Here is a 23,155-nt window from a genome sequence, read left to right as displayed (position 1 = left end):
CCCGTTGATGACCTAGCGTGGGGCGCGCGCCCCACCCCGACCAGGAGGATCCGTGCCCACCCCCGTCAACCTCGCCAAGCTGGCCATGAAGTACGGCCCCGTCGTCTACACGCTCGCCCAGAAGTACGGACCCCAGGTCGCCGAGCAGATCCTGCGCAAGGACGCCCCGGCCCGGCAGTTCGTCGACGGGCAGCGCCAGCGCCTCGGGTCGGGCGCGAGGAAGCAGGCGCTCGCCCACGCCGACAGCCTCGTCGACGGCGCCGTGCAGCAGGTCTTCCACGCGGGCGAGCCCTACTGGGTGGTGTTCTCCCGCAACGAGCCCGTCGGGGTGCACCCGCACACCAACCTGCCCTACGAGACGCTGCTGCTCAACGCCGACCCGAGCAAGCGCCGCCGCCCCGAGGAGGTGCGCCGGACCGTCTCGCTGCCCCGGACGCCCCGCCGGACGAGGCGGCAGCCGTGAGCATCGGTCCGTTCTCGGCCCTCCGGGTGGACTACGAGGGGGAGGGCCTGTCCGAGGAGGGCTGCCCCGCCGCGCCCTGGACGCTCCTGCAGGACTGGATCGGCGCGGCCGTCGCCCGGCAGCAGGAGCGGGGCGACGTGCCGGAGCCGCTGTCGATGTCCGTGGCCACGAGCGACCCCGACGGTCTGCCCGACGTGCGGACCGTGCTGCTGCGCGACCTGGACCTGCGCGGCCCGGCCTTCTACACCTCGACCACCTCCGCGAAGGGCGAGCAGCTGGCCGCCAACCCCGGGATGGCGGTGGCGCTGACCTGGCCGGCCATGTTCCGGTCCGTGCGCATGCGCGGGTATGCCGAGGCGCTGCCCCGTGCACAGGTCGAGGACTACTTCCGCAGCCGGCCGTGGGGCGCCCGCGTCGGGGCGCACGCCTCGGCCCAGTCCCGGCCGGTGCCGGACCGCGCGACGCTGGAGACGGCATACCGGGAGAGCGCGGAGCGCTTCCCCGACACCGGTTCGCCGGACGACGTCCCGGTGCCTGAGGGGTGGGGCGGCTACCGGCTCGTGGCCGACCGGGTGGAGCTGTGGGCCGGACGGCGCAGCCGGCTGCACGACCGGATCGTGTGGGAGCGGGTGGGGCCGGGCGGGCTGGACGAGCCGGCGGCCTGGCACCGGCTGCGGCTGCAGCCCTGACGCCCGACGCGACGGCTCGTAGGATGACCGCGTGAGCGAGCTGATCGACACCACCGAGATGTACCTCAAGACCGTCCTCGAGCTCGAGGAGGACGGGGTGGTGCCGATGCGGGCGCGGATCGCCGAACGACTGGGACAGTCCGGGCCTACGGTGTCCCAGACGGTCGCCCGGATGGAGCGTGACGGCCTGCTGCAGCTGGCCCCCGACCGGCGGCTCGAGCTGACCGACGAGGGGCGGCTGGCGGCCGTGCGCGTCATGCGCAAGCACCGGCTGGCCGAGCGCCTCCTCGTCGACGTCATCGGTCTGGACCCGGCCTACGTGCACGAGGAGGCCTGCCGCTGGGAGCACGTCATGAGTGAGCAGGTCGAGCAACGGATCCTCGAGCTGCTGGAGGACGGCACCACCTCGCCGTACGGCAACCCGGTCCCCGGGCTCGTCGAGCTGGGGCGGGCGGAGGCCGCGCCTGCCCAGGGCCGTCCCAGCGTCGAGCTGGCCCGGGCGGCGGCGGGGGAGCGGGTCGAGGCCGTGGTCACCCGGATCGGGGAACCGGTCCAGGTGGACCCGGAGGTGCTCGGCCTGCTGCTCGAGTCCGGGATCCGTCCCGGCGCGCACGTGCGGGTGTGGACCGAGGACGAGCGCACCATCGTGGAGGCGCTCGACGGCGAGGCGGTGTCGCTGCCCGTGGACGTCGCCGCCCACGTCTTCTGCCGCTAGGCCGAGGCCGGACGGGCGCCCGCCCCCGGTCCTCCCCGGATGTGACTTCCGTCACGATCTGCCCGGTGGGGGGTTGGCCCTGACCGCCCGTCGGCGCAGGTCGGAGGGTATGCCCCACCCGCAAGGGTGGCCCCCCGTCCACAGGGCCGTGACCGGAACGTGACATTCGCCCGGGGGGCTGTGTAGCCTCGGCTGCGCTCCTCTCCCCTGGAGGAGAACCCGCGCGCACCGCCGAGTCCTGCCAGCGCGTCCGGGACCAGCACGAGCACCGCGTGGCAGGAGCGGGGGAACCACCTTCGGGGCAGCGACGCCCCTGGGGCTTACGGCCCGGCGCCCACCGGACCGGGGGACCTTCCATCCCCAGCCCGACAGCTCACCCCGCAGGCACTGGAGGACACCCCGTGACCCACCGCACCCTCGGCCGCCACCGTCGGCCCACCCGGCTGGCCACGGCCGGCACCCGTCTGACCCGCTCCGCCGCCATCGCCGCGACCTCGACCGGACTCGTCGCCGGCGCCGCCCTCAGCTCGGGCGCCACGCCCCAGGACCGCTCGACCGGGGTCGCGCCGGCCGACGCGCTCCTGCGGGTCGTCGACCACGTCGCGGCCGCCGAGCGTCCCGCGGTCGCCGCCAAGGCCCCCGACGTCGTCGAGGCCGCCCGCAGCTTCGGGACGACCGGCTTCTCGGCCGCCCGGGTCGTCACGGCGGCCCCGGCCGCCGACCGCGCCCAGGAGCAGGTGGCCGAACGCGCCGCCCAGCAGGTGGCCGAGCGGGAGGCGCCCGCCGCCAGCCGCACCCAGGAGCGGGAGGCCGTGCCGGCCGCGCAGGAGGAGGCCGCCCCCGCCCGGGAGGCCCAGCCCGAGCCGGCCCCCGAGCCGACGCCCGCCCCCGCGCCGGCCCCGCAGCCTGCTCCCGCTCCGAGCGGTGGTGTCCTGTCGGTCGCCGCCGCCTACACCGGGATCCCGTACGTCTGGGGAGGAACCACCCCGGCCGGATTCGACTGCTCGGGCTACACCCAGTACGTCTTCGCCCAGGTCGGGATCGCGCTGCCGCGCACGGCGGCCCAGCAGCAGGCCTACGCCACCCCGGTGAGCAACCCGCAGCCCGGCGACCTGGTGTTCTACGGCTACCCCGCCTACCACATGGGGATCTACGCCGGGAACGGGATGATGTACGACTCGCCGCGCCCAGGGAAGTTCTCCTCCCTGCGCCCGATGTTCGACGGCGTCTCCGGCTACGGTCGCGTCATCGGAGGCTGACCCCTCGAGCAGCTCGACGAGGGCCCCCGACCGGACGGTCGGGGGCCCTCGTCGTGCCGCTGCCCCGCCGGACGACGGTCGTCGGTCCGGCGCGACGGCGGCGCCACCTCAGGGGGTGGCCACCTCCGCGGACGCCTCGTCCGACTCGTCGTCGAACTCGCCGAGGATCTGCTCGAGGATGTCCTCCATCGAGGTCATGCCCACCACCCGGCCCTGGTCGTCGCGGACCAGGGCCAGCTGGGCGCGCTGCTGGCGCAGGGCGGCCACGGCGTCGATGAGGGGCATGGTGGCCTGGATGGAGGCCACCGGCTGGAGGAAGTCCCCCAGGGGAAGGTCGGCGCGGTCGCGGGCGGTGGCCAGGATGGCGTCCCGCACGTGGACCAGTCCCCGGATCCTCCGCGTGCCCGCCCGCCCGGTCGGCTCGACCACGAAGAGCCGGGACCGGCCGCTCTCGCGGCTGACCCGCTCCACGTCCGCGGCGGTGGCGGTCCGGGGGACCGTGACCGCGGCGGCCGTCGGGAACATCACCGCCGCCACCGTCTCCTCCTCCAGCCGCAGCGCACCGGTGAGGATCTGGTGGTCGGCGTCCTCCAGGACCCCGTGCTCGTAGGACTGGGCCAGGAGCAGCTGCAGGTCCGCCGGGGTCTGGGCGTTGCCGAGCGTGTCGACCGGGTCGACCCGCACCAGCCGCAGCATGAGGTTGGCGAGCTCGTTCATCACCCACAGGACCGGGCGCATGACCCAGGTGAAGGCGCGGAAGGGGAGGGCGAGCAGCACCGCCGAGGTCTCGGGGTGGGAGATCGCCCACGACTTGGGGGCCATCTCGCCGACGACCATGTGGAGGAAGACCACGACGGTCACCGCGATGACCACCGAGATGGCGTGCACCATGACGTCCGGCGCCCCGAGCCAGGCGATGAGCGGGTCCAGGGCGTAGGCCAGCGCCGGCTTGGCGATCGCCCCCAGGGCGAGCGTGCACAGGGTGATGCCCAGCTGCGCGCCCGCCAGCATGAGGGACAGCTCGCGGGACGCGCCGACGGCGGCGCGCGCCGCCCGGCTGCCCTCCTCGGCCCGCTCCTCCAGACGGTGCCGCTTGGCGGCCACGATGGCGAACTCGGCGGCCACGAAGAAGGCGTTCGCGGCCAGCAGCAGCACGCTGACGACCATGGCGGTGGCGGTGCTCATCGGGCCACCTCCAGCGTCTCGTCCGTGGTGATGAGCAGGGCGGTGTCCGAGGACAGGGCGGCCCGCTCGTCCTCGCTGAGCCGCGCCCAGTCCCCGACGCTCCGCGTCACGACGGGGTGCAGGGTGACGGTCTCGGGCACGTACCGGTGCACGGTCACCACGTCGACCCGGGTCTGGTGCACGTCGTCGTCGCCCTCGCCGTTCCGGCTGGTCCAGCGGACCAGCACGCTGTCCCCCTCCTCGGCGGTGCGGCCGAGCCGGTCCAGGACCAGGCCCGAGAGGGTGTCGTAGTTCTCGTCCTCGGGCAGCTCGACCCCGGTGACCTGGGCGACCTCGTCGATGCGCAGCCGGGCCGACAGGTCCCACAGGCCGTCGGCCCGGGCCTGGCTGGTGGACTCCTCCACGTCGTCCTCGTCCCAGATCTCGCCGACCACCTCCTCGGCGACGTCCTCGAAGGTGACCACCCCGGCGAAGCCGCCGTACTCGTCGACGACGACGGCCAGCTGCTGGTGCGCCGAGCGCAGCTCCTCCAGCACGCGGGGCAGCGGCAGCGACTCCGGCACGATGAGCGCCTCGTCGGCCAGGTCGCGCACCGAGGTGGCGGCCCTGCTGCCCGGGTCCACCTGCAGCAGGTCGTGCAGCCCGATGACGCCGACGACGTCGTCGATGTCCCGGCCGACGACCGGGAAGCGGGCGTGCCCGGACTCCAGGGCCTCCAGGACCACTGCCACCGTCTCGTCGGCCTGGATGGTCAGGACCGACGGCCGCGGGGTCATGACCTCGCCGGCGACGCGGTCACGGAAGGCGAGCCCACGCTCCAGCAGCGTGGAGAGCTCCTCGTCGAGGGTTCCGCCGCTCTGCGACTCGGCGATGATCCGCGTCAGGTCCTCCGGGGTCGCCCCCTGGGGCAGCTCCTCGACCGGCTCGATGCCCACGGAGCGCAGCAGGGCGTTGGACGCGGAGTCGAACAGGCGGATGACCGGCCCGAGCACGGCGAGGTAGGCCAGGGTGGAGCGGGAGAGCGCCCGGGCCAGGGGGACGGGACGCGCGATGGCCCAGTTCTTGGGCCCGAGCTCGCCGATGACCATCTGCAGGACGGTGGAGAAGACGAGGACGCCGACCGAGAAGGCCGAGACCATCGCGGCGCGGGTCAGCGGCCCGGCGTCCCCGAAGGTCTCGGACAGCCCCCGGACGAGCAGCTCCTCCCCGAGGTAGCCCACGAGAAGGGCGGTGACGGTGATGCCGAACTGGGCCCCGGAGAGGGTGAAGGAGAGCCGGGAGGTGACCTTCAGGGCCCGCTGCGCGGGCGCGTCCCCCTCGTCGGCCAGCTGGCGGAGCCGCCCCCGGTCGACGCTGACGTAGGCGAACTCCTGGGCCACGAAGTAGCCCGTCATGACGGTGAGGACGACCACGACCGTCACGCCGGTCGCGATCAGCACGGGGTCCCCTCCCCGAGGATGTGCAGCCGGGGCGAGCCCGGCCCGGTACTACCGGGGTGGTCGGTGGATGACGCGTCGTTCATCCGCCCAGTGTACGGCGGGCAGTAGGGTTCTCGGCGTGTCCGGCGGTGCGGTGGTGCTCCTCGTCGCCCTCGGCGGCGCGGTCGGCTCCCTCCTCCGCTGGGGGCTGGAGGGGTGGGTGGAGGCATGGGGCGGAGGCCACGTGGGGACCCTGCTGGTCAACGTCCTGGGGTGCCTCATCATGGGGGCGCTCCTCACCTGGCGCCGGCTTCCGTCGGTCCCCGTCTGGGCTCCTCCCCTCCTCGGCACCGGGGTGCTCGGGGGCTTCACGACCTTCTCCGGGTATGCGGTGTGGGCCCGCGTCGTCCCCTCCGCCGAGCGGACCTCCGCGCTGGTCCACCTGGGCCTGACCCCGGTGCTGTGCCTCGCCGCGCTCGCCGCGGGGGCGTTGCTCGCGGGGCGCGTGCTCGGCATACCCGTGCGTCCTCACCACGGCATCCCCACGCCTCCCTCCCACGGCGGCGCCCCATGACGCCCTGGTTGGCCGCCCTGGCCGTCGCCGCCGGAGGTGCAGTCGGCGCGGTCCTGCGCTGGGCCCTGGCACGGTGGCTGGGGGAGGGGGCGGGCCTGGCCCTGGCGAACGTGGTCGGGTCGGCCGCGCTGACCGCGATCGTGCTCCGGGCCACGGGATGGCCCGCACCGGTCGTGCTGCTGCTGGCGACCGGGGTGTGCGGGGCCCTGACCTCGTGGAGCACGCTCGCCGCCCAGGTCTGGTGGGCCGCCGTCCAGGGCCGGTGGCGCGTCGCGGCCCGGGTGCTGGGGGGCTCGCTGGGGGGTGGCCTGGCCGCCGTCCTGCTCACCTGGTCGGCCCTGGGGCGCTGAGGCGGACGGCCCCTGGGCACGGCCCGGAGGCGACACGGCCCCTGCCCTGCGGGGGTCTGTCGGTGCCACCTCCTACGGTGGTCAGCAGATGGAGGCCCGGGACGCGGAACCGGGCGCTGATGCCGATCGAGGTCGAGGAGGGCGAGGGTGGGAGTCCGGCTGCTGCACACCGCCGACTGGCAGATCGGCATGACCCGGCGCTTCCTGGAGCCCGAGGCACAGGCGCGGTTCACCGCGGCGCGGGCCGACGCGGTGCGACGGCTGGGCGGAGTCGCCCGCGACCAGGGCTGCGACCTCGTCGTCGTCTGCGGAGACGTCTTCGAGAGCAACCACCTGACCCCGCAGACGGTCCGTCGCGCGCTCGACGCGCTCCGGTCGGTCCCCGTGCCCGTCTACCTCCTGCCCGGCAACCACGACCCGCTGGACGCCGCCTCGATCTACCGCAGCGAGCTCTTCCGGACCGAGGCGCCCGACCACGTCCACGTGCTGGACCGTGCGGGGATCCACGAGGTGGCCCCGGGGGTGGAGCTGGTCGCGGCTCCCTGGGAGAGCAAGCACCCCGGCCGTGACCTCGTCGCCGAGGCGTTGGCCACGGTGCCCTCCGGGCCGGCCCCCGACGGGGTCGTCCGGGTCGTCGTGGGCCACGGGGCCGTCGACGAGCTGGACCCCGACCGCCGCAGCGACAGCACCATCCGTACCGGGCCCCTGGTGGCCGCGCTCGAGGAGGGCCGGGTGCACTACGTCGCGCTGGGCGACCGGCACTCGCGGACGACCGTCGCCGGTCGCACCGACCTGCGCTACTCCGGGGCCCCCGAGCCGACCCGGGAGACCGAGGTCGCCCCCGGCGACGTCCTCGTCGTGGACCTCGACCCCCGGCGGGAGGAGGTCGCCCGGGTGACCCCCCACCGGGTGGCGACGTGGTCGTTCCGCGTGGTCGACCGTCGGGTGGACGGCCAGCCGGACCTCGCCGCGCTCGACCGCGAGCTGGACGACCTCCCCGACAAGGACCGCACGATCGTGCACCTGCAGCTGGCGGGCACCCTGACCGTGCCCGACCTGGCCCGCCTGGACGCGCTCCGGGAACGGCACCGCGACCAGCTCGGGGCCCTGGTCGAACGCGACCGCCACCAGGACGTGGTGGTCGTCGAGGGGGACGACGACGCGTGGGAGACGCTGACGGTCGGCGGCTTCATCGCCGCAGCGGCGGCCGAGATCCAGGTCGCGGCACGGGCCGGCGGCCCACCGTCCGTGCCGACGGCCACGGCAGGGCCCGGGAGAGGGGCGGCGTCCGCCTCGACGTTCGTCGCCGGTCGGCCCGACGACGAGGAGAGCGCCCGCGACGCGCTCGCGCTGCTCTACCGGCTCACGAGGGGGTCGGCATGAGGCTGCACCGGATCACCCTGCGGGACGTCAAGGGGGTGGCCGACCGCACGGTCGACCTGCCCGACCGGGGCGTCGTCGTCCTCGAGGGGCCCAACGAGGTGGGCAAGACGACCCTGGTGGAGGCCTTCGACCGGCTCCTGGACCTGCGGTGCACCTCGGCCAGCGCCCTGGCGCGCTCGCTGCAGCCCGTCGGCCGTGACGTCGGCCCGTTCGTGGAGGCCGAGCTCACCGTGGCAGGCCGACGGATCCGCATCGCCAAGCGGTGGCTCCGGTCCCCCCTGGTGGAGCTCGACGTCCTGGGGTCGGCGCCGGAGCACCTCACGGGGTCGGCGGCGCAGGCGCGGCTGGACCAGCTGCTCGACGGTGCCCTCGACCGGACGCTGTGGCGGGCCCTGCGCCTGACCCAGTCCGGTGACGGGGCCGTCGCCCCCCTCGTGGGGAGCGGGGCGTTGCGTGAGGCCCTCGACGCCGCCGTCGAGGCGCACACGCACGACGGTGACGGCGAGCGCGTGCTCGACGCGGTCGAGGAGGAGTACCGGCGCTACTTCACCGCCCGGGCGGGGCGCCCCACCGGCGACTACCGCTCCGCCATCGAGGCCCACCACCGGGCCCAGCAGGAGGTGGCCGAGGCGCACCGGCTCCTCGAGGAGGCGAACCTGCTCCTGGACCGGCAGCAGGCCGCACGGACCGAGCTCGCTGATGCGGACCAGCGCCTCGTCGCGGCGCGCGACGAGGCGAGGGAGGCCCAGCAGCGTCTGGAGGAGCTCGAGGTCGTCCGCGCCGCCCGGCGCGGCGCCACCGAGGCCCACCGGCTCGCCCAGGAACGGTCCCGGGCCGCCCGGCGCGAGCTGGACGCCAGGAGACGGCTGGTGGCGGACCTCGACGGACTGACCACGCGGGTGCAGGAGGACGAGCAGGCCCTGGCGGACCTGGAGGCCCAGGCGCAGGGGCTGGCCCCCGCCCTGACCGAGGCCGAGGACCAGCGTCGCGCGGCCGAGCAGGCCGTCGCGGCGGCCGAGGAGGCGCTGCGCACGGCCCGCGCGGACCTGGACCACTGCCACGACCGCGCCAGGCTGGCCGAGCGTCAGGGCCTGGCCGACCGGCTGCAGCGGCGTGGCGCGCAGCTCGCCCAGGCGCGCGCCGCGGTGCCGCGGACCCCTGTGACGGCCGAGGAGCTGCGCGCCCTGGAGCGTCAGGAGCAGGACCTGGCCGTGCTCACCGCCCGGCACGAGCAGGCCAGCGCCAGCGTCGTGGTCGAGTCGCTCGGGGCCGACGTGGACGTGGCGCTCGTCGGCGGGGTGGAGGACGGTGCGGATGGGGGTCGACGGGTGGGGCCGGCCACCACGGGCACCTTCCGGGTCACCCAGGACCTGGAGGTGACGGTGCCGGGAGCCGTGCGCATCCGGGTCGGCACCGGCTCCGACGCCGAGCAGCGGCGGGCCGACCTCGAGGTCTCGCACGCCGCCCTGCAGGCGGCCCTCGACCGGCTGGGGTGCACCGACGTCGACGAGGCCCGCGAGCTGGCGACCCGGACCAGGGAGAGCGCAGCCGCCGTCCGCGAGCTCGAGCGCGAGGTGGAGACGCTCCTGGCCGCGCAGGGGACGACCGGCAACGGCGCGGTCGACGTGGTCGAGGGTGGCGACCTGCCTGGGCCGCTTCGTCGCGAGCTGGCGGCCCTGCGAGCACGGGTCGAGGACGAGGCCATGCTCCGGGGAGCGCGCCAGGACGCGCAGCCCCTCCCTGAGGACGTCGATGCGGCCCGGACGGCCGAGCGCGCCGCGGCCGAGGACCTGAGCCGGTACCGTCGGCGTCTGGACGTGGCGACGACGAGCGTGGAGCAGTGCCGCCGGCGCGCCGCCGACGTCGTGGCGGCGGTGGACCGGCTGGCCTACCGGCTCGAGGCCGACCGGACACGCCTGGTCGACCTGGAGGCAGCCGTGCGGTCCGCACGCGCCGACGTCCAGGACGATGCACTCGCGGTCGCCGCCGAACGGTGCGCGGCGGAGGAGTCCGCCGCGGCCGCCGAGCTGGAGCGTGCCGCGGCGGCCGAGACCGCCGCGGACGCCGACAGGGTCGCCGCCCGTGCCCACGAGGCCGAGCGACGCTCGGCCCGGCTCACCGAGGAGGCGGACCGTGCCCGGGAGGTGCTGCACACGCTCTCCGGCCAGGTGGAGCTGGCCGCCAGCGAAGGGCGTCAGGAGCTGTACGAGCTGGCCGAGGCCGGCCTCGACGAGGCGGAGCGTCGGCTGGCGGCCCTCGACCGGCGTGCACGCGCGGTCAGGCACCTGCGCACCACCCTGCACAGCCACCGGGACGCGGCCCACCGTGCCTACGTGCGGCCCTTCACCGAGACGCTGGACCGGCTCGGACGGCAGGTCTACGGGCCGACGTTCGCGGTGACCGTCGACGAGGAGCTCTCGCTCCGTGCCCGCAGCCTGGAGGGCTCCACCGTGCCCTTCGAGGAGCTCTCCGGCGGGGCCAAGGAGCAGCTGGGCATCCTGGCCCGGTTGGCCGTGTCGAGGCTGGTCGAGCCGGCGCAGGGGGTGCCCGTCGTCATCGACGACGCCCTCGGCTACAGCGACCCGGCGCGGCTGCGGAGGATGGGGGAGGTGCTGGGAGCGACCGCCGGGCCGGACGCGGACCTGCAGGTGGTCCTGCTCACCTGCACCCCGGGTCGCTACGCCTCCGTGCCCGGCGCCCGCACGATCCGGCTGGACCCGGAGGACCCGGTCGCAGTGTCTTCAGGTCGCGCGGACGTCGAGGACCGACGGCCCGCCTCCCTGGACCGGAGCGCCTGAGCGCCTACGGGTCGGCGCCGGCCGGCGGCGGAGCTGTCCGGGGGCGGTGCCCGGTCGCGCGTGTCCGGAAGCCCCGTTAGCGTCGAAGGATGAGCGACCAGAAGAGCATCACCGTGACCCGCACCATCGACGCCTCCGCCAAGGACATCTTCGACGTCCTGTCCCTCCCCGAGCACCACGTCCAGATCGACGGGGCAGGTTTCGTCCGGTCGGTCGACCACGGCGACCGGATCACCGGCACCGGCCAGACGTTCACGATGAACATGTCCGGGGAGCACATGGGCGGGGACTACCAGACCGACAACCACGTGACCGGATACGAGGAGGGCAAGCTGCTCGCCTGGCAGACCGCCCCCGCAGGGACCGAGCCCAAGGGCTGGCAGTGGGTGTGGGAGCTGGTGCCGCAGGGGCCGGACAGCACCGAGGTGCGCCACACCTACGACTGGAGCAACGTCACCGACCAGGAGCTGCTCAAGAAGATCAGCTTTCCGCTCGTCTCCGAGGAGCAGATGGAGGAGAGCCTCAACCGGCTCGCGGCCGCCGTCGCCTCCTGAGCGCCCGACGTGAGAAGATCGACCCCGCGCCCGGCCACCCGGCCGGGTCTGCCCTCGTAGCTCAGGGGATAGAGCACCGCTCTCCTAAAGCGGGTGTCGCAGGTTCGAATCCTGCCGGGGGCACGTCACATCTGTGCAGGTCAATGAGTTGCTGACGCCTAGAGACTGCCGCCCAGGTCGATTCCCGGAAAGACCCCGGAGGAGATGGTCGCGTCGGCACTGGGGGCGGGGTGGGGACGCGACCGTGGACGTGGCAGAGACGCGGGCATCGCCGCAGGTCACGGGGTGGGGACGTTTCCGGGGACGTCTCCAGGGACGTGGTGGGGACGTGCGTCCCCAGGTGGTGGCGGCCAGGGTGCTGAAGGTGCTGGAGGGGTCGCGGGCGACGTGGCAGGTGTGGCACGTGCGCGCCGAGACCCTGCGCCAGCTCCGCACCGCGCAGGTCCCCCTGGAGAAGCTCGAGGCGTACCAACGTGACGTCCAGCGATGGGTCTTGCACGGCTTCTCGGTGCCGGTCGGGGTGCCGCCGGAGCTGGGCGAGCCGGAGGTTCTGCGCCGCCCGGACGGGCAGTCCGCGCACACGGTGCACGGCAGCCAGGCCTACACCTCGAGGGCGATCCTGGCCGCCGAAGAGGAGCTCCTCGGCCTGGGGTTGCGCCGCGATGGCCGCCAGGCCGACCGGGTTGTCGTGGAGGACGTCCTGGCCGGCCAGAGTGGAGACGGTCCGGGACTGGACCGGTCTCAGGTGGCAATGGTCCGCACCCTGGCCACGAGCGGGTGCCGGATCCAGGTCGCTCTCGCCCCGGCCGGCGCGGGGAAGACCGCTGCCCTACGGGTGCTGGCTCGGATCTGGGAGGAATCAGGCGGCACCGTCCTCGGGCTGGCACCTACGGCGGTCGCGGCCGAGGAGCTCGGACGCGCCACCGGCATTCATGCCGACACCCTTGCCAAACACCTCCACCAGAAGGGCGCGGCAGGTGCCTCACCGGGAACCGGGACGACGTCTGACTTGGGCGGAGCCGTCGGCCCGGGGACGTTGGTGCTGATCGACGAGGCAGGCATGGCCGGCACCGGCGACCTCGCGGCCGTGGTCCAGCATGTCGTCGACGCCGGTGGCAGCGTGCGGCTGGTCGGGGACGACCAGCAGCTGGCCGCCGTGGCGGCCGGTGGCATCTTCCGGGACCTGGCCGAGCAGGGCCACGCGCACGGCACCACTGCGACCCTGACCGAGCTGCACCGGTTCACCGCCCCCGCCGAAGGAATCGCCACCCTCGCCGTCCGCGATGGTGACCCCGCCGGACTGGACCACTATCTCGACCACGGCCGGGTCCACGCCGGTGACACCGGGGACGTGGTCGAGGCGGCGTACGCCGCCTGGTCCGCCGACCAGGAGGCCGGCTTGTCGAGCCTGCTGCTGGCCGCGACCCGGGACACCATGCGTGAGCTGAACCAGCGCGCCCGGACCGACCGCCTCGACACCGCCGGGCAACCGCCCGGACGCGAGGTGGCCCTGGCCGACGGCACCCGCGCAAGCGCCGGCGACACGGTGATCACCCGCCGCAACGACCGCGCCCTGCGCGCTGGAGATGGGTCCTGGGTCAAGAACGGCGACCGATGGCACGTCCTTGAGGTCCGTTCCGACGGAAGCCTCTCCGTCGAGCGCCACCGCGACGGTAGCGGGAGCAAGAGGCCTCACGTCACCCTGCCGGCCGGGTACGCGGCAGAGCAGGTGCAGCTGGGGTACGCCAGTACCATCTACGGCGCCCAGGGCGCCACAGTGGACACCACTCACACCGTCCTGACCGGCACCGAGACCCGCCAGGCTCTGTACGTCGCACTCTCCCACGGCCGGCAGACCAACCACCTCTACCTGGCCACGCCCACCCCCTCGCTGGACGATGTTGGCCCCGACGTCCAGGACACGGTGGTGGAGCCGCGGCAGGTGCTCGCCGACGTCCTGGCCCGCGACGGTCCTGCACAGTCGGCCACGACCGTCGAGCGCGGCGACGCCGCACAGCTCCTGCGGGAAGCGGTGCTGGTCTACCAGGACGCCCTGCCGGTCCTGGCCCAACAACACCTCGGCCCCCGATCGGATGGCAGCCCTGGACAGCGCGCTCGAAAAATGGATGCCCGGTCTCACCGGAGCACCCGCCTACCCCCACCTGCGGGGCCAGCTCGCGCTGCGCTGGGTCGACGGAACCTCGCCGCTCAGGGTGGTCGAGCAGGCAACCTGGTACCGCGGTACCCAGACCCTCACCGAGGCCGACGACCCCGCAGCCGCTCTCGCCTGGCGCATCGCCGGCGCCACCGCACCGTCCCACCGCGACGCACCCCTGCCCTGGCTGCCCGACATCCCGGACGTCCTACGGCAGGACGCGGAGACGAGCGACTACCTCGACCGACTCACCCGTCGGATCGACGACCTCAAGCAGCGCCTCGCCGACGAAGCCAGCCAGGCCGGCGCGTTCGACCGCACGCCATGGCGGCGGACCCTGCCCCCGGACGTCGACGACCAGCTCATCAGCGACCTCGCCGCCTGGCGAGCCGCCCACGAGATCCCCGACACGGAGCCCAGCCCGGCGGGTCCGCCCATCAAGGAACCCAGGGCAGCCAGGCACCAGAGCCGACTCATCCGCCGACTGGCGGTGCCGTCACCGGTCTCCTCCGCGTCCACGGTAGACGCCGCGCCCGACAGGCTCCGAGCCGGTCAACGACAGGCAGAGCGCCACTGACTCCATGACGGTGCTACCCGCCAGCCGTCTGGTCCTTCGCGATGACCGTACGTCGATCACAAAGGATGCGGAAGCGCGCGCGGTCGATACATCGCTGTCACGCCGAGAGTCGGATGCTTCGGCAAGGGCCTGACCACGGCCGGCCACGCCGAGTAGCGGACGCTTCTGTTGAGCCCTGGATGCAGTTTCCGGCAGGGCAGTCGGTTCATAGACGAGCTAGTCCTACGTGATGTCGTAATTATCACACCCCATGACGGTTCGATGCCCTATCGCACCGCCCAAGAGGGGAGGATCGTTGGAAGTGACCGGATTCCAGAGGTCTGGTCACAGCCAAGGAGCAGTCATGAGAACCCCCACCCTCCCGCGGACCTGCGTTGCGCTCGCTGCGGCGATCATGAGCGTCTCAGGCGCCACTCCCGTGGTCGCCGTCCAGGCCGACCTTCCGGTCGCGGAGGCGTTCGCACCGGGGCCGCACCATCCCGACTCTGGCCTCGTGGAGGGACTGCACATCGGACAGGGATCCTGTGCCGACAGTCTCGTGGACTACGAGCGGCGTCACGTTGAGATGTTGGAAAGGGACGGCGGCGGGAGCACCGACTCTCCGGTGTGGCACCACCTCGACGCTGACCTCGTCGAGGGACTGCATATCGGACAGGGATTCTGTGCCGACAGTCGCCTGGACCACGAGCAGCGTCACGTTGAGATGGCCGAAACGCAGGGCCGCGGCATGGCCGACGCTCCCGTGTGGCACCACGACGGCGCGCCAGCCCCTCAACGCGACGACGCTCCAGCGTGGCACCACGAAGACGCGCCAGACCGCCAACGCGACGACGCTCCGGCGTGGCACCCCGACGGGGCTCCGGGCGCGGGTCACGACGAAAGGCCCGCTGACCACCACGGCGCCACCGGACGTCACGGCTGACCTCGCCTCCCGCCCTGACACGCTGCGCAGCGGTCAGCGCGCGCAGACGGTTCATCGCGACCGCGCCGGGGCCGCCGACCGCCGGACCCGTCATCCTCCCGCAGGGGTCAGGTTCAGGTGGTCGTGTTCCTCCGGATCACAATCCGCAGGTAGGGCCGCCACCCTGTTGGGACCAGTTCGGCGGGGCTCTGCTTCACGCAGCGCCCTTTGTGGCGCAAGCCATGGGGGGTAGGTCTGGTGTGCCGGCAGCCTCCCACGCGGTAGAAGAGCCACTACAAGACTGTGGGGCAAGATGTGACTGGCCGTCGGGGGCGGGCAACACGGAGCGCGTCCCGTCCGCCGGTCGAAGGTAGCGCGAAGTGTTCGGGGCCCATGAGAAGGACCGTAGTGAGCGTCACGGACTGCTCTCGCAGGGTCAGGCGTGGGCGGTGTGTTCGCGATCGGCGTGGCCGGGTGGTTCGAGCTGGAAGGTGGAGTGCTCGATGCTGACCTCGAAGTGGTCAGCCACGCAGTCCTGCAGACGGGCCAGCATCTCGGCGGCGTGACCGTCCGTGAAGCACTCCTCGTCCAGGACGACGTGAGCCGTCAGCACGGGTAGGCCGGTGGCGATGGTGGAGGCATGCAGGTCGTGCACGTCCTGCACGTGCGGGACCGCCAGTACGTGAGCGCGGACGTCGTCGAGGTCCAGCCCCTTGGGGGTGGACTCCAGCAGGATGTGGCCCGCCTCGCGCAGGATGGTGACGGCGCGGGGCACGATGAGGGCGGCGATGAGCATGCCGGCGATGGCGTCGATGCGGACCCACCCGGTGGTGGTGATGACGATGGCGCTGATGATGACGGCCACCGACCCCAGGGCGTCGTTGACGACCTCCAGGAACGCGGCGCGCATGTTGAGGTTGGCGCCGCGTCCGGAGCTGAGGACCAGCACGGAGGCGATGTTTCCGGCAAGGCCGACGATGCCGAAGATCAGCAGGCCGGTGGAGCTGACCTCATGCGGCTCGTACAGGCGGCGGACGCCCTCGACGAAGGCATAGATCCCGACACCCAGGAGCACGGCCGCCTGCGCGCCGGCGGCGAGGACCTCCGCCCGGCGGAACCCCCAGGTCCGCTCGGCGGTCGGTGGGCGCAGCGCCACCGACGCGGCGACCAGCGCCATGCCCAGCCCGGCAGCGTCGGTGAGCATGTGCCCGGCGTCCACCAGCAGGGCCAGGGAGCCCGTCCACAACGCTCCGATGACCTCGGCGACCAGGATGGTCGCGGTGATCGCGAACGCGACCGCCAGCCGGCCCCGGTGGGTGGTGACGGTCCCGTGGTCGTGACCTGCGCTCATGCGTGAGCTCCTTCCAGGTGGGCGCGGTCCTGCGCCGCGCCGGGGGCGACCAGGTGTCTGCTGCGGCCGGCACGGACGCCGTTGGCGATGACCAGGACCTCGGCCAGCTCGTGGACGAGGACGACCGCGGCCAGACCCAGCACGCCGAGCAGGGCCAACGGGATCAGGACCGCGATCAGGACCAGGGAGACCACGACGTTCTGCAGCATGATGGCGCGGGTGCGGCGGGCGTGCTCGAACGCATACGGCAGCAGCCGCAGGTCATCACCCATGAGGGCGACGTCGGCGGTCTCGATCGCGACGTCGGTGCCCATCGCGCCCATCGCCACGCCGACGTCCGCGGTGGCCAGCGCGGGCGCGTCGTTGACACCGTCACCGACCATCGCGGTCGGCCCCTGGGCGAGCAGGCAGGTGACCACCTGCGACTTGTCCTCCGGGCGCAGGTCGGCGTGCACCTGCTCGATGCCGGCCTCGGCGGCCAGGGCCCGTGCGGTGACCTGGTTGTCCCCGGTCAGCATCGCCACGGTGTAGCCGTGGTCGACGAAGCGGGCGATGACCTCGGCGGCCTCGGGCCGCAGCTCGTCCCGGACGGCGATGGCACCGACCGGCTGACCGTCGACCTCGACCACGACCGCGGTCGCGCCGGCCTGCTGCATCCGCCGCACGTCACCCGCCAGGTCACCAGGGTCGACCCAGCCCGGTCTGCCGAGCCGGACCCGCGCACCGTCGACCGTGCCGACCAGGCCGGCGCCGACCACGGCCCGCACGTCCTGCGCGGCGGGCACCGTGGCGGAGGCGGCCAGGATAGCTGCCGCCAGCGGGTGCTCGCTGCGGGCCTCCAGCGCGGCCGCCCACCCCAGCACCTGGTCCCGGTCGCTCACCGGTGCGGTAGCGACGTCGACCACGGCCGGCCGGTTGCGCGTGAGTGTGCCGGTCTTGTCCAGGGCCACGGTGCGGACCCTGCCCAGGGCCTCCATCGCCGCACCGCCCTTGATCAGGATCCCGCGGCGGCTCGCCGCGCCGATCGAGGCCACCGCGGTGACCGGCACCGAGATCGCCAGCGCGCACGGGGAGGCGGCCACGACCATGACCAGGGCCCGGTGCACCCAGACCGACGGGTCACCGAGGAGCGCGCCGAGCAGCGCGGTCAGGAGCGCGGCGACCAGGATGCCGGGCACCAGCGGGCGGGCGATCCGGTCCGCGAGCCGCTGCGTGGCGCCGCGCCGGGACTGCTCGGTCTCCACGACGTGCACGATGCGGGCCAGGGAGTTGTCCTGCGCGGTGGAGGTCACCGTGACCTCCAGGGCGCCGGTGCCGTTGATCGAGCCGGCGAAGACCTCCTGACCGGGGCCTGTCTCCACCGGCATCGACTCCCCGGTGATGGCCGAGGTGTCCATGCTGCTGCGCCCGCTGCGCACGGTACCGTCGGTCGCCAGCCGCTCCCCGGGCCGGACGACCATCACGTCCCCGATCGCCAGCCGGGCGGGGTCGAGGACGACCTCGCGGCCCCCGCGCAGCACCGTCGCCTCCTTGGGCACGAGGTCCAGCAGCGCCCGCAGGCCGTGCCGGGTCCGGGCCAGGGAGTACTCCTCCAGGCCCTCGCTGAGGGAGAACAGGAACGCCAGCGCGGCGGCCTCCTCCACCTGCCCCAGCAGGGTGGCACCCACGGCACCGATGGTCATCAGCAGACCGACCCCGAGCTTGCCGCGCGCCAGCCTCCGCAGCGCCCCGGGCACGAACGTGGACCCGCCCACCAGCAGCGCCGCCGCGGCCAGCACCAGTTCCACAGTCTCCCAGCCGCCGAGCCCGGCCAGGAACCCCGCTCCGAGCAGGGCGCCGGAGAGCAGGCCCAGCTGCACCTCCCGCACGTCCCACAGCCGGGTGACCGGCTCCTCGACATCCCCACCGCCGGTGGCTGGCGGCGGAATCTCGCACCCGCACGCGTCCACGACCACCTCCCGCTGCGGGGTCTCCTCGCGGCTCACGCGCCCTCCCCCTGCCCCGTGTGCGTGCGCAGCTGCTCCGGGGCGGGGTTGCCCTCGGTGCCGATGCCGTAGTTCGGGCACAGCGCCACGGCGGACCCCGTGGAGGCGAGCAGCCGCTCCGCCGCGTCCAGCACGCCCAGCAATTCGGGGGCACTGGTCAGCGAGAACATCGAGGCCCGGCCCTGCGGCCGGGACACCACCAGGCCGCAGTCGCGAAGGCACGCCAGGTGGGCGCTCACGGTCGACTGCGCCAGCCCAAGGTGTTCCGTGAGGTCACGCACCCGGTGCTCGCCCAGGCTCAGGTGCTGCAGGATCGCCAACCGCGACGGGTCCGACAGGCCGTGGAACAGCGCAGCCGCCACGGGGAGCCCTGCATCGCGCTCCGGACCTTCATGGCCGATCGGGACCTTCGCTGTCATCGTCATAGAGCGATGTTAGCGCACTGCCGCGTGCCGTGCGTCACGGGGGGCCAGGTGGACTGGCGTACCGCGGCGGGCCGCGACAGACCGGCCCCCTGTGGATGCACACTCACCTGCTGCGCCCGCGCCATCGGCCATGCTGGTGCTGCAGTGGGCGGACGGGACAGCCCGCCTTGTTCCGGCGTGTTATGGCTGGCGCGCGAGGTCGGGGTCCGGGTCGTGCCTGGGCGAAGACTACTGCGACGGGGACAGGATGTGGCAGATGTCCTGGTCTGCACAGTCGCCGGGGTCTAGCAGTCGGCTGCGCTGGAGCAGGGTCTCGAGCTCTGTCTGCAGCGTGAGGAGGTCGCGGATCCGTCTCCGGACGTCGGCGAGTCTGGTGTCCAGGAGTGTGGTGACGTGCTGGCAGGGGGTGGTCCCTTGGTCACGCAGGTCCAGGATGCTGCGGATCTGGGACAGCGTGAGCCCGGCGGCCTGCGCCATGGCGATGAAGCGCAGCCGTGTGGCTGCGGACTCCTCGTAGACGCGGTAGCCGTTCGCCCCGCGCGCGGGCTCGGCCAGCAGGCCCTGGCGCTCGTAGAAGCGGATGGTCTGACTGCTCACTCCGGCCGACTCGGCCAGCTCTCCGATCCGCATTCGCGCTGTCCTACTCTCACGCTTGACCTTGTACCAGGGTACAAGGTCTAGCGTCGCGGGTATGGACGTCTGCCTGCTCTACTTCGAGGACTGCCCCAACTGGAAGGTGACTGACCGCAGGTTGGTCGCGATCGCGGCCGAGCACCCGGAAGTCAGGATCCGGCGTCAGCGCGTCGAGACCCTCGAGCAGGCCCAACAGGTGGGCTTTCGCGGCTCACCCACAGTGCTGGTCGACGATACCGACGCGTTCTGCGCCCCAGACTCAGCAGGGGGCCTGTCGTGCCGGGTCTACCACACGGCGGACGGCCTGGCTGGGGCACCGACCACGGGACAGCTGTACGCAGCGCTGGGGCTGGCCCAGGAGGCCACGCGATGACCTACGACTACGACCTGATCGTCATCGGTGCCGGCATGGCCGGCGTCACGGCGGCGAACAAGTGCGCCTCCGCGTGGTGGAAAGTCGCGATCGTCGACGCCCTGCCCTACGGCGGCACGTGTGCCCTGCGCGGGTGCGACCCCAAGAAGATCCTGCGCCGCGGTGCGGAGGTCATCGACAGCGCCCGCCTGATGCGCGGCAAGGGCATCGACGACGACGGCCTGTCGATCAACTGGGCCGACCTCATGGCGCACAAGCACGGCTTCACCGACCCCGTCCCCGCGCAGATGGAGGAAGGGCTGTCAGGCAACGGGGTCACCACCTTCCACGGGACGGCGCGGTTCACCGGTCCCAACACCGTGGCCATCGACGACGCCCCCTACACCGGCCGACACTTCCTCATCGCCACCGGTGCCCGCCCGCGCCCGCTGGACCTGCCCGGGCACGAGCACCTGGTAGACAGCACCGGGTTCCTGGACTTGCCCGAGCTGCCGCGACGGATCCTGTTCGTCGGCGGTGGCTTCATCTCCTTCGAGTTCGCCCACATCGCCGCCCGGGCCGGCAGCACCCCGGTCATCCTGGACCGCAAACCTCGACCGCTGAAGGCCTTCGACCCCGACCTCGTCGACCTCCTCATCGACCGCAGCGCCCAGGTCGGGATCCAGACCTGGCGCTCTGCGACGCTCACCGCGGTGGAGACGACCGCCACCGGCTATCAGGTAAGCGTGGATGAATCAGGGCGGTCAAGGACAGCCGAGTTCGACCTGGTCGTCCACGGCGCAGGCCGGACCCCCGAGCTGACGACCCTGGACCTGGACGCCGCCGGCGTCCAGTCGGACGAGGACGGGGTCCGCGTAGCAGCCCACCTGCAGAGCACCAGCAACCCGGCGGTCTACGCCGCCGGCGACGCGGCCAGCACCCCCGGCATGCCACTGACCCCGGTCGCCGTGTTCGAGGGCAAGGTCGCCGCGTCGAACATGCTCAAGGGCACCACGACCGCCCCGGACTACACCGGCGTGCCCACCGCGGTGTTCACGATCCCCGAACTCACCCGGGTCGGCCTGCTCGAAGACGAAGCCCTCGCCCGGGGCATCGACATCAACGTCCGCTACTCCGACACCAGCAGCTGGTACTCCAACTACCGGATCGGGGAGACGACCGCCGCGGCCAAGATCCTGATCGACCGCTCCACCGACACCATCGTGGGAGCCCACCTGCTCGGCCCCGAATACGCCGAACTCGTCAACACCCTGGCCCTCGCCATGAAGCTGGGACTCACCACCCGCCAGCTGAAGTCGATGACCGCCGCCTACCCCACCGTCGGATCAGACCTAGGCTCCATGCTCTGAACCAGGACCAACCAGCGACCCCCAGATCGCGGACCAGGGGACAAAGGCCAGTCGGACCGGTCTTGCCCGCCCGCTTCGCGATTACCGGATCTGCCGCTGACGGGATGGGCCGGACTCGTCGATGGACGCGCCGGCACCGGCGAAGCGGCATGTCCTGTCACACTGCTGTCGGGCGGTCACCGGAACGGCTTCGGGCGGCTTGCCGTGGCACGAGAACCAGCTGACACCGTTGAAGTCTCCTTCGAAGGTGCGCTAGCCGAAACGCGGGCCTCCCCATCGTTCGGCCCCTCGCCGACGCAGTTGTCTAAACATTTCACCCAGTGCGACTCCCGGACGTTGAGTTAGTGATTGTGCAGTGGAACCAGCTGGGCCGTTGCTCCTCGGAGGGTCGGCCACTGGCGTTGCAGCATCTGGGCCGGAGCGGGCCAGCCTGGTCCTCGGGGTGCTGGAGGCAGGGGCCGAGAAGATCGTGAGTGGAGGGAGGCTGACAAGCGCCGAGTTGCGGTCTGAGCGAAACAGCGCTGACTTGCCGCAGCATGTGGTGTGAGTCCTGATGCGGAGCACTTCGAGGGCGTCTTCCGAGCGACGTACGTGGACCTGACCCGGTTCGCGGCTCGTCGCGTGGAGTTGTCTGTCGCCGAGGATGTCGCGGCTGATGCCTTTACGGTCGCGTGGCGACGACGTGGCGACCTGCCGGACGACCCCGGTCAGGCACGGGCCTGGCTGTTCGGTATTGCGCGCAACCTCATCCTGGCCCGGCACCGACACGTCCGTCGTGACCAGGCGCTCACCGTCCGACTCATAAGCCACGATCGCGCCTGTTCGACAGTTCCCGGGCACGAAGCTGGCGTGATCGCGGGCGCGGACCTGGAAGCCGCATGGACCCGGTTGACCACGGCCCAGCAGGAAACCATCGCCCTGACCGTGCTCGACGGGCTCAGCAGCCAGCAGGCGGCCATGATTCTTGGCGTCTCACCCGTGGCGTATCGCCTGCGGTTGATGCGGGCGCGGCGTGTGCTCGGGGCCCACCTGCGGGTGTCCAAGGACCCGGCTCCCCCCACCACCGCCCGTCAGCAGCACACTCCACCGGACACCTACCAGAGCGAAGGGCGTTGACATGACTCTCGAGGACCGCATTCGTGAGCTGGACCCTGGGCGCCACGTCGACGCCGACCTCGCGGAGGGAGCCCGGGCCCGCAACCTCCTGCGCGAACTCATCCGCGAGAACCCCCACTGGGCCTCAAGCAGTTATACAGATTCTTCCACGACACCAGCGCCTCGAACCCTGGCCCGCACCCGCTGGCTGGTGGCCGCTGCGGCCGCCAGCCTGGGCGTGACCACCTTCGTCCTGCTCGACTCTGATGAGGGTGCCTACGCCTCGTGGACCGCCTACCCCAGTGGTGTTGCTGCCAGCACTGACAGCGCCGGGGCGCAGTGGTGTGCCACCTGGTGGCGAAGTGGTCCTGAGACCGTGGGCACCGACCTCCACCCGGTTCTGACCGAGCAGCGGGGCGACCTCACACTGGTCGTCGGTGAGGGCACACGGGGCCACGAGTCCACTTGCCTGGTGGAAACCAGCGCAGATGACCCGGAGGCCATTGGGGCCGTCGCCGCTCAGGCACATCCCGGACCAGCGCAGCCATCCCAGCGTTCCATCACCCTGACCCTCTACGACACCATATCCACCGGGTCGAGCAACCCCTCGCCCGACGACGTCGTCGAGGCGATCTCAGTCACAACCGGACGCGTCGGTACCGACGTCGCCCGGGTCGTCGTGAACACGCCCTATCTGGGTCCAGTCCAAGCAAGCATCGTGCATGACAGGTTCGCCGCGTGGTGGCCGTGGGAGAAGGCCTGGTCCGACAGCGGATACCCAGCCCTGACGTTCGACCTCGAGCTGAAGGATGGAACAGTGCTGGAGAAAGTGCCACTGAGCCAGGTGGACGATCGACCGAACGTCCCGTAGTCGCCTCACCGAACGCACTCATCTGCCGCACTGAGGACGGCTACGCTCGTCC

Annotated in this window: 21 protein-coding genes, 1 tRNA gene and 1 pseudogene; 16 read left to right on the top strand and 7 right to left on the bottom strand. The window is 72.7% G+C overall.

Annotated elements, in window-relative coordinates:
* Positions 1 to 52 precede the first annotated feature (52 nt).
* From FJR00_RS16085 to FJR00_RS16450, 4 genes are all read left to right on the top strand, one after another.
* Positions 53 to 463, top strand: coding sequence for a hypothetical protein (locus FJR00_RS16085; RefSeq protein WP_075957164.1), 411 nt, complete (start codon positions 53 to 55; stop codon positions 461 to 463).
* Entirely contained in the window at positions 460 to 1,152 is a 693-nt protein-coding gene (gene pdxH / locus FJR00_RS16080) for a pyridoxamine 5'-phosphate oxidase (protein WP_237769990.1), read from the top strand. Before FJR00_RS16085 ends, pdxH begins: the two co-directional genes overlap by 4 nt.
* Positions 1,153 to 1,183: 31 nt before the next feature.
* On the top strand, positions 1,184 to 1,867 hold the full coding sequence (locus tag FJR00_RS00100; RefSeq protein ID WP_075957163.1) for an iron-dependent transcriptional repressor DtxR: 684 nt from the start codon (positions 1,184 to 1,186) through the stop codon (positions 1,865 to 1,867).
* A 401-nt stretch (positions 1,868 to 2,268) separates the two neighbouring features.
* Complete coding sequence (locus FJR00_RS16450; protein WP_141336942.1) at positions 2,269 to 3,126, top strand: C40 family peptidase; 858 nt, start codon at positions 2,269 to 2,271, stop codon at positions 3,124 to 3,126.
* Positions 3,127 to 3,234: 108 nt separating this feature from the next.
* On the opposite strand, the gene FJR00_RS00090 is transcribed toward FJR00_RS16450, so the two are convergent.
* Positions 3,235 to 4,311: a hemolysin family protein gene (locus tag FJR00_RS00090; protein WP_141336941.1), complete on the bottom strand. Its 1,077-nt coding sequence runs from the start codon at positions 4,309 to 4,311 to the stop codon at positions 3,235 to 3,237.
* The gene (locus FJR00_RS00085) at positions 4,308 to 5,750 is read right to left on the bottom strand and encodes a hemolysin family protein (protein WP_141336940.1); all 1,443 of its coding nucleotides are present in this window, start codon (positions 5,748 to 5,750) and stop codon (positions 4,308 to 4,310) included. Before FJR00_RS00085 ends, FJR00_RS00090 begins: the two co-directional genes overlap by 4 nt.
* 118 nt (positions 5,751 to 5,868) lie before the next feature.
* On the opposite strand from FJR00_RS00085, the gene FJR00_RS00080 reads away from it, so the two are divergent.
* The 8 genes and pseudogenes from FJR00_RS00080 to FJR00_RS16065 all read left to right on the top strand — a co-directional run bounded on the left by FJR00_RS00080 (position 5,869) and on the right by FJR00_RS16065 (position 14,120).
* Positions 5,869 to 6,303 carry a fluoride efflux transporter FluC gene (locus FJR00_RS00080; RefSeq protein ID WP_202876555.1) on the top strand — a complete coding sequence of 145 codons (435 nt, stop codon included), beginning with the start codon at positions 5,869 to 5,871 and terminating at the stop codon, positions 6,301 to 6,303.
* Entirely contained in the window at positions 6,300 to 6,653 is a 354-nt protein-coding gene (locus FJR00_RS00075; RefSeq protein WP_141336938.1) for a CrcB family protein, read from the top strand. The genes FJR00_RS00080 and FJR00_RS00075 overlap by 4 nt, the downstream gene beginning before the upstream one ends.
* A gap of 147 nt (positions 6,654 to 6,800) precedes the next feature.
* A complete protein-coding gene (locus FJR00_RS00070) occupies positions 6,801 to 8,036 on the top strand; it encodes a metallophosphoesterase family protein (RefSeq protein WP_238330210.1) in 1,236 nt (411 codons plus the stop codon).
* Positions 8,033 to 10,834, top strand: coding sequence for an AAA family ATPase (locus FJR00_RS00065; protein ID WP_141336937.1), 2,802 nt, complete (start codon positions 8,033 to 8,035; stop codon positions 10,832 to 10,834). The genes FJR00_RS00070 and FJR00_RS00065 overlap by 4 nt, the downstream gene beginning before the upstream one ends.
* An 89-nt stretch (positions 10,835 to 10,923) precedes the next feature.
* On the top strand, positions 10,924 to 11,388 hold the full coding sequence (locus tag FJR00_RS00060; protein WP_141336936.1) for an SRPBCC family protein: 465 nt from the start codon (positions 10,924 to 10,926) through the stop codon (positions 11,386 to 11,388).
* A 50-nt stretch (positions 11,389 to 11,438) separates the two neighbouring features.
* Positions 11,439 to 11,511 (top strand) — tRNA-Arg (locus FJR00_RS00055).
* 628 nt (positions 11,512 to 12,139) lie between these two features.
* Positions 12,140 to 12,670 (top strand): annotated as a pseudogene (locus FJR00_RS16615) (AAA family ATPase); the annotation flags it as partial.
* A gap of 844 nt (positions 12,671 to 13,514) precedes the next feature.
* Positions 13,515 to 14,120, top strand: coding sequence for a hypothetical protein (locus FJR00_RS16065; protein WP_238330208.1), 606 nt, complete (start codon positions 13,515 to 13,517; stop codon positions 14,118 to 14,120).
* 403 nt (positions 14,121 to 14,523) lie between these two features.
* On the opposite strand, the gene FJR00_RS00045 is transcribed toward FJR00_RS16065, so the two are convergent.
* The 5 genes from FJR00_RS00045 to FJR00_RS00025 all read right to left on the bottom strand — a co-directional run bounded on the left by FJR00_RS00045 (position 14,524) and on the right by FJR00_RS00025 (position 19,412).
* A complete protein-coding gene (locus tag FJR00_RS00045) occupies positions 14,524 to 15,036 on the bottom strand; it encodes a hypothetical protein (RefSeq protein WP_141336934.1) in 513 nt (170 codons plus the stop codon).
* 421 nt (positions 15,037 to 15,457) lie between these two features.
* Complete coding sequence (locus tag FJR00_RS00040; RefSeq protein ID WP_141336933.1) at positions 15,458 to 16,372, bottom strand: cation diffusion facilitator family transporter; 915 nt, start codon at positions 16,370 to 16,372, stop codon at positions 15,458 to 15,460.
* Positions 16,369 to 18,357 (bottom strand): heavy metal translocating P-type ATPase, encoded by a 1,989-nt coding sequence (locus FJR00_RS00035; protein ID WP_141336932.1) that lies wholly within the window; start codon positions 18,355 to 18,357, stop codon positions 16,369 to 16,371. The genes FJR00_RS00040 and FJR00_RS00035 overlap by 4 nt, the downstream gene beginning before the upstream one ends.
* A complete protein-coding gene (locus FJR00_RS00030) occupies positions 18,354 to 18,776 on the bottom strand; it encodes an ArsR/SmtB family transcription factor (RefSeq protein ID WP_229735030.1) in 423 nt (140 codons plus the stop codon). The genes FJR00_RS00035 and FJR00_RS00030 overlap by 4 nt, the downstream gene beginning before the upstream one ends.
* 234 nt (positions 18,777 to 19,010) lie before the next feature.
* Positions 19,011 to 19,412: a heavy metal-responsive transcriptional regulator gene (locus FJR00_RS00025; RefSeq protein WP_141336931.1), complete on the bottom strand. Its 402-nt coding sequence runs from the start codon at positions 19,410 to 19,412 to the stop codon at positions 19,011 to 19,013.
* A gap of 61 nt (positions 19,413 to 19,473) precedes the next feature.
* Here FJR00_RS00025 and FJR00_RS00020 point away from each other — a divergent pair, with 61 nt between their 5' ends.
* The 4 genes from FJR00_RS00020 (at position 19,474) to FJR00_RS00005 (ending at position 23,103) form a co-directional block, all read left to right on the top strand.
* A complete protein-coding gene (locus tag FJR00_RS00020; RefSeq protein ID WP_141336930.1) occupies positions 19,474 to 19,788 on the top strand; it encodes a thioredoxin family protein in 315 nt (104 codons plus the stop codon).
* Positions 19,785 to 21,137 (top strand): dihydrolipoyl dehydrogenase family protein, encoded by a 1,353-nt coding sequence (locus tag FJR00_RS00015; RefSeq protein ID WP_141336929.1) that lies wholly within the window; start codon positions 19,785 to 19,787, stop codon positions 21,135 to 21,137. Before FJR00_RS00020 ends, FJR00_RS00015 begins: the two co-directional genes overlap by 4 nt.
* A 543-nt stretch (positions 21,138 to 21,680) precedes the next feature.
* Positions 21,681 to 22,253, top strand: coding sequence for an RNA polymerase sigma factor (locus tag FJR00_RS00010; RefSeq protein ID WP_022921225.1), 573 nt, complete (start codon positions 21,681 to 21,683; stop codon positions 22,251 to 22,253).
* 1 nt (position 22,254) lies between these two features.
* The gene (locus FJR00_RS00005) at positions 22,255 to 23,103 is read left to right on the top strand and encodes a hypothetical protein (RefSeq protein WP_022921226.1); all 849 of its coding nucleotides are present in this window, start codon (positions 22,255 to 22,257) and stop codon (positions 23,101 to 23,103) included.
* The last annotated feature ends 52 nt before the right edge of the window (positions 23,104 to 23,155 follow it).

This window comes from Ornithinimicrobium kibberense, assembly GCF_006519705.1.
In the GTDB taxonomy this organism is placed as follows: domain Bacteria; phylum Actinomycetota; class Actinomycetes; order Actinomycetales; family Dermatophilaceae; genus Ornithinicoccus; species Ornithinicoccus kibberensis.
This window is presented reverse-complemented; position numbering and strand designations above follow the sequence as displayed.

Bases quoted from the DNA above. Each gene is read 5' to 3' on its own strand.
- FJR00_RS00040 (WP_141336933.1), bottom strand. From the start codon at position 16,372: ATGAGCGCAGGTCACGACCACGGGACCGTCACCACCCACCGGGGCCGG.
- FJR00_RS00075 (WP_141336938.1), top strand. From the start codon at position 6,300: ATGACGCCCTGGTTGGCCGCCCTGGCCGTCGCCGCCGGAGGTGCAGTC.
- FJR00_RS00020 (WP_141336930.1), top strand. From the start codon at position 19,474: ATGGACGTCTGCCTGCTCTACTTCGAGGACTGCCCCAACTGGAAGGTG.
- FJR00_RS00025 (WP_141336931.1), bottom strand. From the start codon at position 19,412: ATGCGGATCGGAGAGCTGGCCGAGTCGGCCGGAGTGAGCAGTCAGACC.
- FJR00_RS16065 (WP_238330208.1), top strand. From the start codon at position 13,515: ATGCCCGGTCTCACCGGAGCACCCGCCTACCCCCACCTGCGGGGCCAG.
- FJR00_RS00065 (WP_141336937.1), top strand. From the start codon at position 8,033: ATGAGGCTGCACCGGATCACCCTGCGGGACGTCAAGGGGGTGGCCGAC.
- FJR00_RS00060 (WP_141336936.1), top strand. From the start codon at position 10,924: ATGAGCGACCAGAAGAGCATCACCGTGACCCGCACCATCGACGCCTCC.
- FJR00_RS00015 (WP_141336929.1), top strand. From the start codon at position 19,785: ATGACCTACGACTACGACCTGATCGTCATCGGTGCCGGCATGGCCGGC.
- FJR00_RS00030 (WP_229735030.1), bottom strand. From the start codon at position 18,776: ATGACAGCGAAGGTCCCGATCGGCCATGAAGGTCCGGAGCGCGATGCA.
- FJR00_RS00005 (WP_022921226.1), top strand. From the start codon at position 22,255: ATGACTCTCGAGGACCGCATTCGTGAGCTGGACCCTGGGCGCCACGTC.
- FJR00_RS00090 (WP_141336941.1), bottom strand. From the start codon at position 4,311: ATGAGCACCGCCACCGCCATGGTCGTCAGCGTGCTGCTGCTGGCCGCG.